The 11,188-nt window shown below is 67.3% G+C and carries 8 protein-coding genes and 5 pseudogenes; 2 read left to right on the top strand and 11 right to left on the bottom strand.

Translation table 11 applies throughout. From position 1 onward, the window contains the following. From FGX59_RS34665 to FGX59_RS34655, 3 genes and pseudogenes are all read right to left on the bottom strand, one after another. Nucleotides 1–270, bottom strand: a pseudogene (locus tag FGX59_RS34665) (type 1 glutamine amidotransferase domain-containing protein); the annotation flags it as partial. Next, on the bottom strand, nt 267–1,379 hold the full coding sequence (locus FGX59_RS34660) for an alkene reductase (protein ID WP_138473023.1): 1,113 nt from the start codon (nt 1,377–1,379) through the stop codon (nt 267–269). The gene FGX59_RS34660 and the pseudogene FGX59_RS34665, both read right to left, overlap by 4 nt. Before the next feature lie 9 nt (nt 1,380–1,388). Next, nucleotides 1,389–1,889, bottom strand: a complete 501-nt coding sequence (locus FGX59_RS34655) for a lactoylglutathione lyase family protein (RefSeq protein WP_138473021.1) — start codon at nt 1,887–1,889, stop codon at nt 1,389–1,391. 95 nt (nt 1,890–1,984) lie between these two features. Between FGX59_RS34655 and FGX59_RS34650 the strand changes: the two genes are divergently transcribed. Further along, entirely contained in the window at nt 1,985–2,869 is an 885-nt protein-coding gene (locus FGX59_RS34650; protein ID WP_138473018.1) for a LysR family transcriptional regulator, read from the top strand. Nucleotides 2,870–2,890: 21 nt separating this feature from the next. Here FGX59_RS34650 and FGX59_RS38345 read toward each other — a convergent pair whose 3' ends face one another. The 5 genes and pseudogenes from FGX59_RS38345 to FGX59_RS34630 form a co-directional block, all read right to left on the bottom strand. Continuing rightward, nucleotides 2,891–3,028: a hypothetical protein gene (locus FGX59_RS38345; RefSeq protein WP_206078520.1), complete on the bottom strand. Its 138-nt coding sequence runs from the start codon at nt 3,026–3,028 to the stop codon at nt 2,891–2,893. A gap of 423 nt (nt 3,029–3,451) precedes the next feature. Further along, nucleotides 3,452–3,806: pseudogene (locus FGX59_RS34645) on the bottom strand (IS1634 family transposase); the annotation flags it as partial. Nucleotides 3,807–4,079: 273 nt separating this feature from the next. After that, nucleotides 4,080–5,708: a glycoside hydrolase family 43 protein gene (locus tag FGX59_RS34640; protein WP_240722849.1), complete on the bottom strand. Its 1,629-nt coding sequence runs from the start codon at nt 5,706–5,708 to the stop codon at nt 4,080–4,082. A gap of 25 nt (nt 5,709–5,733) precedes the next feature. Then, entirely contained in the window at nt 5,734–7,341 is a 1,608-nt protein-coding gene (locus tag FGX59_RS34635) for an ABC transporter substrate-binding protein (RefSeq protein ID WP_138473016.1), read from the bottom strand. Between the two features lie 54 nt (nt 7,342–7,395). Beyond that, nucleotides 7,396–8,028, bottom strand: coding sequence for an SGNH/GDSL hydrolase family protein (locus tag FGX59_RS34630; protein WP_138473014.1), 633 nt, complete (start codon nt 8,026–8,028; stop codon nt 7,396–7,398). Nucleotides 8,029–8,426: 398 nt separating this feature from the next. Between FGX59_RS34630 and FGX59_RS34625 the strand changes: the two are divergent. Next, nucleotides 8,427–9,730 (top strand): annotated as a pseudogene (locus FGX59_RS34625) (transposase). Here FGX59_RS34625 and FGX59_RS39900 read toward each other — a convergent pair. The 3 genes and pseudogenes from FGX59_RS39900 to FGX59_RS39895 all read right to left on the bottom strand — a co-directional run. Beyond that, nucleotides 9,674–10,048 carry a carboxylesterase family protein gene (locus FGX59_RS39900; protein WP_370296466.1) on the bottom strand — a complete coding sequence of 125 codons (375 nt, stop codon included), beginning with the start codon at nt 10,046–10,048 and terminating at the stop codon, nt 9,674–9,676. The pseudogene FGX59_RS34625 and the gene FGX59_RS39900 overlap by 57 nt on opposite strands. 154 nt (nt 10,049–10,202) lie before the next feature. Next, nucleotides 10,203–10,649: pseudogene (locus FGX59_RS34615) on the bottom strand (transposase); the annotation flags it as partial. Then, nucleotides 10,650–10,924, bottom strand: a pseudogene (locus tag FGX59_RS39895) (hypothetical protein); the annotation flags it as partial. Nucleotides 10,925–11,188: the final 264 nt, after the last annotated feature.

Here is an 11,188-nt window from a genome sequence, read left to right as displayed (position 1 = left end):
GTAGTCGGACGGGTTCACGTCGGAAAGCTTCTGCGTCGAGCGGATCGCCGCGCGGAACAGCGGGTCAGCCCAGAACGTCGCGTTGACCTTGTCATCGAGGTCGAGCCCGTCCACCGGCGGCTCGCCTCCGGCGATGGAGGCAAAGGCGACGGGGAGGCCGGCAGCCAGGATTTCCTCCAGCGGATGCGTGACCTCCGAGAGGTAGAAGCCCGTCGGGCCATGTCCGGCCTTGTCGCCATGCGAAGTCATCACGATCAGGACCGGTTTCATTCGGCGTCTTCTTTCGGGGAATGGGTTGGCCAGTCGGTATAGCCCTTGGCCGTGCCGCCATAGTAAGTGCCCTGATCGGCCGGTGTCAGAGGCCAGCCACGGCGCATCCGCTCGACCAGATCGGGGTTCGAGGTGAAGGGCGCGCCGAAGGCCGCAATGTCGATCAGCCCCGCGCCGATCATCGCATTCGACCGTTCGAGATCCATGCCGCCGGCCAGAATCAGCACCCCGGAATAGGCGGCACGGAACTTCTCCAGGAAGCCGTGGGGCATGGCGGGCGCACCGCGGCTGGCCTGGTCCATGAGGTGGACGAAGGCCAGGCCACGCTTGTCCAGCTCTGCGGCCAGCGTCAGGAAGGTGTCTTCCTCGCCCTCGAAATCGCCGAGGTCATGCAGGCGGCCGAAGGGCGAGAAGCGGATGCCGACCTTGTCCTTTCCGATCCGCGCGATGCAGGCATCGACCACTTCAAGCGCGAAGCGGATGCGGGTCTCCACGCTCTGGCTGCCGTAGCGGTCGGTCCGGTCATTGACCGCGCCGTTCAGGAACTGCTCCACCAGGTAGCCGTTGGCGCCGTGGATCTCGACCCCGTCGAAACCGGCCGCCACTGCATTCTCCGCAGCCTTCGCGAAATCCCCGACCACGCGGGCGATCTCGCCGGTTTCCAGCGGTCGTGGTTTAGAGGCAGTGACGAAGCCCGGCGTGCCATCCTGGGTGATGCCGAAGGCCGAGGAGTCCGCCGCCTGCCGGCCGGTGGCGCTGACCGGGGCGGCGCCGCCGGGCTGAAGCGAGACATGGCTCATCCGGCCGACATGCCAGGTCTGGGTGAAGATCGCCGCCCCCTGGTCATGCACGGCCGCGGTCACCGGCGCCCAGGCGTCGACCTGTTCCTGTGACCAGAGGCCGGGGCAGGCGGCAAAGCCCGAGCCCTCGGGAGAGATGACGGTGCCCTCGGTCACGATCAGCCCGGCACCGGCGCGCTGCGCGTAGTAGCGCGCGGTTTCGCCGGTCGGCACGTTGCGGGGGCTGCGCGCGCGGGTCATCGGCGCCATCGCGGCGCGGTTCTTGAGGGTGAGCCCGCCAAGGCGCACCGTGTCGAAGAGATCTGCCATGGGACCCTCTCAGTTGTAAGCGCCGGCCGAATAGGTCAGCTCGTAGCTGTGGGAGTAGAGTTCGAAGACGATGCCGAAAGGGTCCTCGACATAGACCATGCGGTAGGGCTTCTCGCCGGGGAAGTACTCGCGCACCGGCATCCGCTGCTTGCCGCCTGCGGCCACGATTTTCGCCAGCAGCCCCTCGAGGTCGGGATCCTGGATCGCGAAGTGGAACAGGCCCAGCTGGCGGTAGGGCAGGTTGTCGGCGGGCTTGTAATTCTCGGGGAACTCGAACAGCTCGAAGCCGATGCGGTCGGCGGTGGATAGGTGGGCGATGCGGAACCTGCCCCAGCCCGGGCCGAAGACATCGTCGCACATCACGCCGATGTCGCTGTCATCCTGGGCGATCTCGGTCGGCTCCATGATGACGTAGAAACCCATGACATCGCGGTAGAAAGCTACGGCCGCGTCGAGGTCGGGCACGGAAAGGCCGATGTGAGAGAAAGTGCGGGGCGTGGTCCTGGTCATGAATGTCTCCTTGGTGCTGCCAGGAATATGGATTGGCCAAACCGGAACATCCAATTATCATTCATGCTCATGATGATAACGAAACGGGTGAGGCGATGCTGAACGCGACCTGGCTCGAAACCTTCGCAACGCTCTGCGATGTCGGGCATTTCACGCGCGCCGCTGTCGCCATGAACATGACCCAGCCGGGTGTCAGCCAGCATGTGAAGAAGCTGGAGGCGCAGCTTGGCCAGCCGCTGATGACACGCGACGGCAAGAGCTTCATCCTGACCCCGGCGGGCGAGGCGGTGCTGGCCATGGCGCGGCGTCGCCGGGCGGAAGAAAGCGATCTTCAGGGCGCGCTGCAGCATGACGACCCGGACCGGGGACAGGTTTCGATCGCCTGCTCGGGGTCGCTTGCCCTTCTGCTCTACCCGCGCTTCATGGATCTCATGGCCAGGGCGCCCGCCCTTTCCATCATCCTCGAGGCGATGCCGCAGCCGCGCATCCTCGAGCGGGTCGTTGCGGGGCGGTTCGATCTCGGGATCGTCGATCATTCTCCGGCCCATCCGCGGCTGGAAGGGCAGAGTGCCGGGCAGGACGAGCTTTGCCTCCTCCTGCCCGCCGGTGCCGCGCCACCGCGAAGCTTCGCGGAACTCGATGCGCTCGGTTTCATCGCCCATCCCGACGGCTATGCGCATGCGGACGAGCTGCTTGGCGCGAATTTCCCGGACGCCCATCCCGGAGCGGACCGGCTGCGGGAGCGCAGCTTCGTCAACCAGATCGGCCAGATCCCGGAGCCGGTGCTGCGCGGCATCGGCTATACCATCCTGCCGCGCAGCGGCGTTGACGCGCATCCCGGCCGGGACCGCTTGCAGGTCATGCCCCTGCCGGTGCCGGTCCGGCACGAGCTCTGGCTGATCCAGCGGAAGAACCGCAGCCTGCCGGCGCGCACCCGGCGGGTCCGCGCCGTAATCACGGAGGCCCTTGCCGCCTTGTGAGGCGGGCGCGGACCGGGCGCCTCAGCCCTGCGCCGACCGCGCAGCGGCGACAAGGCCATTCAGCCAGTCCTGGTGGCCGTTGATCATCGGGTTCGGCACGGTCGCGGCCAGCGCCTTCGCCGGGGCGCCGTCCTGGGGTTCCCGCGTCAGGAACCGCATGCTGAACGCCGCGAGGTCCTCGACAAGCCTGGCGTGGCGGACATCCAGCCGGTCCGCCGCCTCCCGGTTTCCCCGACCAGCCGTGCCAGGCAATGCGCGCGGGCCGTCCTGCCACCGGCGGCACGCAATCGATGACGCGGGCGGGCACCGGGACGCCGAAGGTGCGGAAGAAGAAGCTGCCGCCCAGAGCCAGGTCCGGGCCGTTCCGCCCAAGCTCGACGTCACATTCGCCGGGCAATTGGCATTTCTCCGACGGGATTGCGGGTCTTGCCGCAACTTGGCGGTCAGGCGCGACCCGGGAGCCCCGGGGCGTCGAAAAGGCCGAGCTGCATGGGCCGTTGAAGGTCCGGTCGCCGATATGCGTCATGTGCTTCAGGATGCGCGCGCAGGTCGAGCGCCGTGCACGGGCTGGCGGAATGGCCTCGCCTTCAGCCGCATGCGCATGACGGGGCAGAGGACCAGCGCGAGGAAGCAGATCAGGGCATGCGCGCGGATCCGGTCCGGCAGGCGGTGGTGGACGGGGACGATGTCGATATCCGATTTGAGGGCCCCGAACCTGCGCTCGATATCGGCCAATGACTTGTAGCGCGCGACAGCCTCGGAAGGGCCGAGATCGGGGGCATTGGTCAGCAGCGCCAGCTTGCCGTCGAAGAGCCCGGCGCGGGAGGCGGCGCCGTCTTCGAGGCTCCAGCTGAACAGGTCGGGCCTGATGAAGCGGGTCGGCTCCGGCCTTGGCGAAGCGGCTGTACGACCCGCGGGCCGTCTGCCCGGCGTCCCGGTCACAGACGCAAATGCGCAGCATCAGGCCTGGATGATAGCCGGGACGGCCGGTCTCCTTCGCCGCTGTCCTGAAGCCGAGGGCGGCGAGATCGAGCATCTCGACGAAGGCATCGACCACCCGGATTGGATTGCGATCACCGACATAGCCGTCCGGCGTCTCGGGAAAGAGCATCGCCTGCCGCCGCCCGGCGCCTTCGATCAATTCCGCCATGCCCTGCCTTCCCCGTCTAGCCGAAAACACAGCAGAGTCAGCATGATATCCGGCGAAGTTTCACACAGCCTGCGCACCATGCGGCCGGTAGCGGAACCATGCGAAATCCGCCGGGGTCGCGGTGCCGGCAATGTCATGCGCGGCCATGCCGACGAAGGCGCCGGTAAAGGCCCCCGCGCCGCCTCGTCCCGCCTCGTCCGCCAGAAGCGACGCGTCGAGCGTCAGCGGCAGGTCCTGCCACGGCCCGTCTCCGGCGGCAAAGCGGAAGGCCAGCCTGTCGTGCCGCACGCGCACCCCCAGCCGGACCCGGCCGGAGCCGGGAAGCGGCAGCGGCGCCGCCAGCGGGTAGCGCAGCGTGCCGGCGGGATAGGTGCCCTCGCAGGACATCACGATCAGTTCGCGCCCGCCCGCTTCGCCGGCGGTGACGGCCAGATAGTGGAACAGGTGCGCATGGTACCAGCAAATCAGCCCGGCCATCTGCTGATACCCCGCCGGCGCGAACTCCAGCTCGGTTTCGGCGTCATAGCACCACTCGGTCTGGCGATGCATCACGGCCGCGTGCTCGAACCGGCTGCCCGGCGACTCGCGCCCGAAGAGGCGCAGGAAACCCGGCCGGGCGCCAAGCGAGAAGAGCCGACCGGGCTCGGGACTGCGCAGCCACTGCAGGGCGGCGGGCAGCGGGCCGGGGGCGAAGGCGATGTCGCCCTGCCCGGGCGGGAACGGATGCGGGGGCAGGCCGGGCGCCGCTACCTCCACGGCCGGCAGCGTCCCGCCCTGGGCAAGCCGCGGGAATTCGCCCGCGGGCCAGTCGAGCCGCTGGATCGCAGTTTCCCGGCCGCACACCGAGCGGCGGAGCCCGGGCAGCGGGCGCGCGCAGAGATGCACGAGGTAGGGGTCGCCCGCGGGTGTCTCGACGATATCGCCATGCCCTGCGCGCTGCAGCGGCCAGCCGGGATCGTCCTTCGCGGTCAGCAGATGCGGCCCCGGCCCGGTCTCGTAGGGTCCCCACAGGTTGCGGGACCGCGCCATGGTGACGGCATGGTCGTAACCGGTGCCGCCCTCTGCGGTCAGCAGCCAGTACCAGCCGTCGCGTCGGTAGAGATGCGGCCCCTCGGTCAGGCCGAGCCCGCTGCCGCGCCAGATCACCCGTGCCGGCCCGACAAGGCGCTGCTGTGCCGCCGAGTATTCCTGGCAGAGGATGCCGCCGAATGTGTCCTTGCGGTGGGCCGCGCGGTGGTTCCAGACCATGTTCAGCAGGTACTTGCGCCCGCCCGCGTCGTGAAACAGCGACGGATCGAAGCCCGAGGCGTTCAGGAAGACCGGGTCGGACCAGGGGCCTTCGATATTCTCTGCGGTGACAAGATAGTTGCGGCTGTCCTTGAAGGCGCCGCTGCGGCGCTTGACGTCGGAATAGACCAGCCAGAACAGCCCGTCCGAATGGCTGAGGCAGGGTGCCCAGACGCCGCCCGAATCCTCGCTGCCGCGCAGGTCAAGCTGGCTTGCCCGGGTCAGCGGCCTTGTCAGCAGCCGCCAGTCCGCCAGATCCCGCGAATGGTGGATCTGGACGCCCGGGTACCATTCGAAGGTGGAGGTGGCGATGTAGTAGTCCCCGCCCACCCTAAGGATGGACGGGTCCGGGTTGAAGCCCCTGAGGACCGGGTTGCGGATCACGGCAGACAGGTCGGACATTCCTCTTCCGGTCCTTCGGGCGGCGCTACCGTGCCTTGCTCACATCGCGGAAGCGGCCGATCCACGGGTCGATCGGCAGCCCCGAAATGTCGTTCTGATAGGCCGCGGTCACCACGCGCTCCGAGAACGGCTGGATCGAGATCACCTTTTCGTCGATCATCCGCTGGATGTCGCCGTACATCGCGCGCTGCCTGTCCAGATCGGGCTCCACCAGCGCGGCCTCGATGGCGGCGTTCAGCTCCTCGTCATGGAAGCTGGTGCGCCAGCCCTGGTAGTTGGTCAGCCCGGCTTCCTGGGAGTTGTCGGGGTTGTAGACCATGGCGCGCAGGTTGCTGTCGGCATGGGGCTGCTGCCCGCCGCCGCCGCGCCCGACCAGAAGCTCGAACTCGCGCGAGCGCATGGCGCCGTAGATCTGCCCTCCGTCGCCGGTGACAATCTCGGCCTCGATCCCGGCCTGCGCCAGGGTGCCCTGAATGGCGGTGGCGCTGTCGAGGAATTCCTGGGTGCTGATCACCCGAAGCGTGGTCTTGAAGCCGTCCGGAAAGCCCGCCTCGGCCAGCAGCGCCTTTGCCTTGTCCACATCAAGCGCGTAGTCCAGGTCTTCCAGCGCGCCGAAGGCAAAGGAGTTGACCGGCCGCTGCCATTTCACGCCGAAGAACGGCATGATCGCCTCGTTGATGCCGTCATAGTCGATCAGATAGCGCAGCGCCTCGCGCACCCTGGGATCGGCATAGCGCTCGTCCTTCATCGAGACCGCGAGATAGTAGAAACCGGCGGAGGGCACGGTTTCCACCACGATATCGTCGCTCCCGCTCAACGCGCGCAGGTCGGAGGCCGCCAGCGAGAAGCCCACATCCAGGTCGCCCTGCTCCAGCCCCAGCCGCTGCGACTGGCTTTCGGGCAGGTGGCGCATCAGAACCCGGCGCATCTCGGCCGGCTCGCGCCAGTACTGCTCGTTGCGGGTCAGGATCACGTATTCGTTCGACCGCCAGTCGCCCAGCACGAAGGCGCCCGAGCCAGCGGAGTTGTTCACCAGCCACTTCTGGCCCATGTCGCCTTCGACTTCATGCTCGGCCACGAGCTGGCTGTCGAGGATGGAGCCCAGGCCGCCGATGGCAAGCACCATCATCACCAGCCGGGGGTCGTCCGGCTGGGGCAGGTGCAGGGTCAGGGTCTTGTCGTCCACGACCTCGGTCATCTCGACCACGTTCCCGGCGGTATAGCCGCGGCTGCCGAGGAAGGACGACTGCACCATGGACAGCAGGAGCGGCCGGCGCAGGCTGTAGGCCACGTCCTCGGCGGTCACCGGGTTGCCGGAGGCAAAGGTGGCCCCGGGGTCGATATGGAAGGTGATCGACCTGTTATCCGCCGCGATGTCCCAGGACGCGGCGGCGCCGGGCACCAGTTCGTTGGTCGCCGGGTCCAGCTCCACCAGCGTGTCATACACGTTGTTCAGGATCTGCACGGCATCGGCGCCGGTGATCGCGCCGGGATCCAGCGTCAGCACGTTGTTCATGTTGAACGCGACGACCAGCTGGTCCGCCGGCGTTTCGGCGAGGACGGGGCCGGGCGCCGTGAAGGCGGTGGTCGCGAATAGAAGGCCGGCAATCGTGGCCCTGCTCAGACGTTTCATCGGGTCTCCTCCCATGGATGTCCGGGCGGTGCGCCTCCCGCGCCCGCCCTTGCGTTATCTGTCGAGTATCGCGCGGCAGACCGGCACCAGCGCGCGGCCCAGGGCTTCGGTGGCGGGCAGGTCCAGGTGGGTGCCGTCGACGGGCGAGGCCGCGCAGACAGTTGCCGCATCGAAGAAATCCGCGCCGAACCGCGCGGCCAGCGCCTTGTACTTGCCCGCGATCCTCTGGCTTTCGGCGATGCGCCCGGGCGTGTGCCGGTCGCCGCATGGAACCTGCGGCGGCGGAGCCACCACCAGAACGGCGGGCGTTTCGCAGCGCGGCTTGTCGAAGGCGAAGGTCTGGACAATGCGCACCAGCCGCTGCATGCCCTTCTCCGCCCCGTCGGCCGAGCCGGCATTCGCCGCCTTCAGGTCATTGGTGCCCAGCATCAGGATCACCAGATCAAGCGGCGCCTGGCTGGCCAGCGCCACCGGCAGGGTCTTGACCGCGTTGCGGCAGGCATTGCCTGCATGGTCGTCGAAGCAGGTGCTGCGCCCGCACAGCCCGTCCTGCACCACCTCGACATCGCCCAGCCCGGCCTGGAGCACCGTGGGCCAGAGCGAGGATTTCGGATGCCGTCCGCCATCGGCGGGATCGTGCCCCCAGGTGAGGCTGTCGCCATAGGCCAGAACGGTGGGCGTCGTCATTGCGCGGACCCTGTCTGCCTGGGCAGCGCCTGCCCGCGGCCGGACCGCGGCGCCGACGTTCGGCTGTTGGACATCATCCCCTCCATGTCTGCGTGGTTATCAAAATCTGTATGAAACATATCGGACAGATGTCAATATTGATCATACAGAATTCGTGATTTCGGTTCATCCTGCCGACCGGCGGGTCTTGCGGTGCAAACCGGCCGGATCCCGGCCCGCCGCCTTCCCGCCCGGCTGAGAGGGCTGTCCGGCGCAAAGGTCGAAATCGCCGTCGGCCCGGGTCCTGCAGCTGACGGCCGGCTTCTCCTGCGGCGGACCGCGAGATTGGCGCAAGCGCGCCGGTGTCGTCGCAGGCTTCCGGGAGTCACTGCGTGGCGCCGGCGGGTCAAGAGCCCGCCATGAGCAAGCCCGAGCCTGCCCGCTATCGCAGCACGAACTGGAACTCCCGCAATGCCGCGCTGAAGCGGGCAGGTCACTCCTGCTCTGGCTGGACAAGGACATGGCCTGGCGCGCGCCGAAGACAGGCAAGTCGGGGCGTCCACCGATCTTTTCGGAGTGAGGAGGATCAGAAGACGGTCCGGGGGAGTCCGGACCGGTCGGCGTCAGCGGCGAGTCCTCCGGGAGAGGCGTCGAGGGCCGGACGGGCGGAGCCCTGTCCGGCGCATGCCTTCCAGGTCTGCCTGAACCCAAGGCTCTCTCCGGTCTGCCGCTCGGGAAAACGAGCGGCAACTTCGAAATGGCAGGCCCGGACTGGCCGGTGCCCGACTTCTCCACGCCCAGCCGAGGTCAAAGCGAGACGGGACCGCGAAAGCCCGTCGAACGATCACCGTCGAGTTCTCGTTCCGCCGGGCTCCGGGTCACCTGAACCTGCTGGTCCACGCTCGGGCATTGCTGCGCAATAGCCTGCCGGACATCACCGGCATCAGGTTCCATGAAGAAGGAAGAGGGACCGTGGCGCCAGTGGCGCCGCGAAATCCCGACGAATGAATGGCTGGCCGGGAAGCACGGCACCCGTCGACGCCAGTACCGCAAGGTCCATCTGGCATGGACACGGCGACCGGCGACATCCGGGCGGCGGCGTTCACCACCAGCCGCTAGGGAGACAGCCCGGGCCTGCCGGAGCTCCTCGACCAGACCCCGCGAGACGAAGAGATCGGCACTGTCACAGGCGAGTTGCCAGCGGGTGCGCCGTCGCCCATCGGGCTCGGACCGATGGCGACGCGATGGGCAACTCCGCGCACCTCTGGCGGCGCCTTCGACACACGCCGGTGCCATGCGGCGATCCTGACGCACGGAGGCATCTGGCGTTCGGGCATTCGTTCCGACCGGTGGCAGTCATGCCCTCGCCCCTATCCGTGGAAACGGCCGTCTCTGGAAGGAGGACTGTCCGGTTGCGCTGGCGCGCAACCACATCCCTGGCGGCCCGGCCGCGTTTGCCCGACTTTCGCGGCGCCACTGGCGGCACGGTTCCAGCCCACTCTGGAAATGATGGTCCGGCGATCATGTCCGCGGCCGGATCGAGGCCGGGACGAGCCTCCTCAAGTCCTCCGGCGAGCGGATGGCCTCGAGGTCCCCCGACTGCCAGACCGCCGAGATCCACATCCGCGTCATTCGCGGCCGCGCCCGGACCGATGGCGCTTGCCGCTCATTCATGAACCGCTTGAACGCTCCCGGCAATGCCGGGATCGAACGCGTGGCCTGACCAAAGCCGGGGAAGGGGCATCACGTCCTGACGCCGATTTCTGCAGCAATGCGCCGTCGGAGCATCGACAGCAAAGCCATTGGTCAATCTGCCGGCATGAAACGAGACATAGACGGTCAGCTTGTCATTCGCGCTCTTGGCCGGTGCCGCGATATTCAGGTACAGGCAATCCTCGCTCGGGGGCGAGGCCGAATTGTAGTAGCCCGGCGCATGGGCTTCCCGAAGGAACCAGTCGCTGTGGAACTGCTGCGGCGCCGCCGGCGTGGCCCTACAGGCGGAGCAGCGTAGATCATCCCTAGAAAAATACCTATTTTCAATGCATTGGATCCGGACAGGAAGCCTGTCGCCTTCCCGAGGCCAGTCGTCGCTTGAGTGATCATCCTCTTCGGCTGTCTGACTATGGAGAGGTCATGTCGCGAATGTGGTGGAAATTGCCGAGCGGCATGCTCCGGGCATGTGAGATTGGCTCCGTTCAGGCGGCGAGGTCACGGGACATCGGCGCGAGCGGCTGAGAGAGAGTTTCCCAGCCGTCGATCTTGCGCATCCCCTGCCCGGCAGCGGTTAGCCTGCAAATCGCGAGAGGGAGGATCTGCCCGGAGGCGAGCAGCGCCCAGAGCAGCATCGGCACTGTCTCGGCGCAGGGAAGCACGGTCTGGGTCTTGATCCGGTGGCGGAACTCTTCGTTCAGTCGCTTTATCGCGCTGGTCGTGCGCGCCGATTTCCATTGCGACGGATCGAGCCGGGTGAAGCTGAAGAGGCGGTCGCCCGCTTCTTCCAGGCTGTCGGCGACCGCGCTGCACTTGAGGCGCCATTTGCGCAGGAACATCTTCCGCCTGAGCTCCACCCCCGCGGCGGTGCAGGCATAGATCATGTCGCGGTAGTCCTCGGTCAGCTCATCGTGCAGACGCTTGCGCCCGTGCCGTGCTGCGCGCTTTCGCGGCCCGGCCGGGGCCACGGTCGCTCCGCACCCTTCGCCCTCGACCTTGATGCTAGTGCTGTCCGCTGCCCGGCAGGGTATTGCGTAGCAATGCCCGAGAGGGGACAAGCAGGTGAAGCGCCCCTTTGGAGCTGCCGTACGGGATGGTTGCGTCCAAGGTTCGACGGGCTTTCGCGGCGCCACTGGCGCCACGGCCCCGTCTCGCTCTGGCGGCGCGACAGGGTGCTGAAGTCCGGCGCGGACCAGCCGATACTGTTCTCTAATGGGTCAAGATCCGACTGCTCATTTCCGAGCGGTTACCAGCTTTCGGGTGCCTTCGTTCTCTGCGTGCTCAATGATGGCACTTGATGGGGTGAGCTGGGTGCGAGAGTGGCGAGGTTGAAACCGCAGTCGACCGGTTTGGCCGCTGCTGCAGAATCGGCGCCATAAGAGGTGGTCCCGTTTTTTCGACCAGTTTGCCGCCGGGCTAAGCTATAGCATTGGTTTCACGTCAGGCGGCGATCTTCAGGTTCGGGGTCCGG

The sequence above is a fragment of the Poseidonocella sp. HB161398 genome (assembly GCF_005870025.1).
In the GTDB taxonomy this organism is placed as follows: domain Bacteria; phylum Pseudomonadota; class Alphaproteobacteria; order Rhodobacterales; family Rhodobacteraceae; genus Mangrovicoccus.
This window is presented reverse-complemented; position numbering and strand designations above follow the sequence as displayed.

What these genes read in the sequence shown, in the direction of transcription:
- FGX59_RS34660 (WP_138473023.1), bottom strand. Translation starts at nt 1,379, where the DNA reads ATGGCAGATCTCTTCGACACGGTGCGCCTTGGCGGGCTCACCCTCAAG.
- FGX59_RS34655 (WP_138473021.1), bottom strand. Translation starts at nt 1,889, where the DNA reads ATGACCAGGACCACGCCCCGCACTTTCTCTCACATCGGCCTTTCCGTG.
- FGX59_RS34650 (WP_138473018.1), top strand. Translation starts at nt 1,985, where the DNA reads ATGCTGAACGCGACCTGGCTCGAAACCTTCGCAACGCTCTGCGATGTC.
- FGX59_RS38345 (WP_206078520.1), bottom strand. Translation starts at nt 3,028, where the DNA reads ATGCGGTTCCTGACGCGGGAACCCCAGGACGGCGCCCCGGCGAAGGCG.
- FGX59_RS34640 (WP_240722849.1), bottom strand. Translation starts at nt 5,708, where the DNA reads ATGTCCGACCTGTCTGCCGTGATCCGCAACCCGGTCCTCAGGGGCTTC.
- FGX59_RS34635 (WP_138473016.1), bottom strand. Translation starts at nt 7,341, where the DNA reads ATGAAACGTCTGAGCAGGGCCACGATTGCCGGCCTTCTATTCGCGACC.
- FGX59_RS34630 (WP_138473014.1), bottom strand. Translation starts at nt 8,028, where the DNA reads ATGACGACGCCCACCGTTCTGGCCTATGGCGACAGCCTCACCTGGGGG.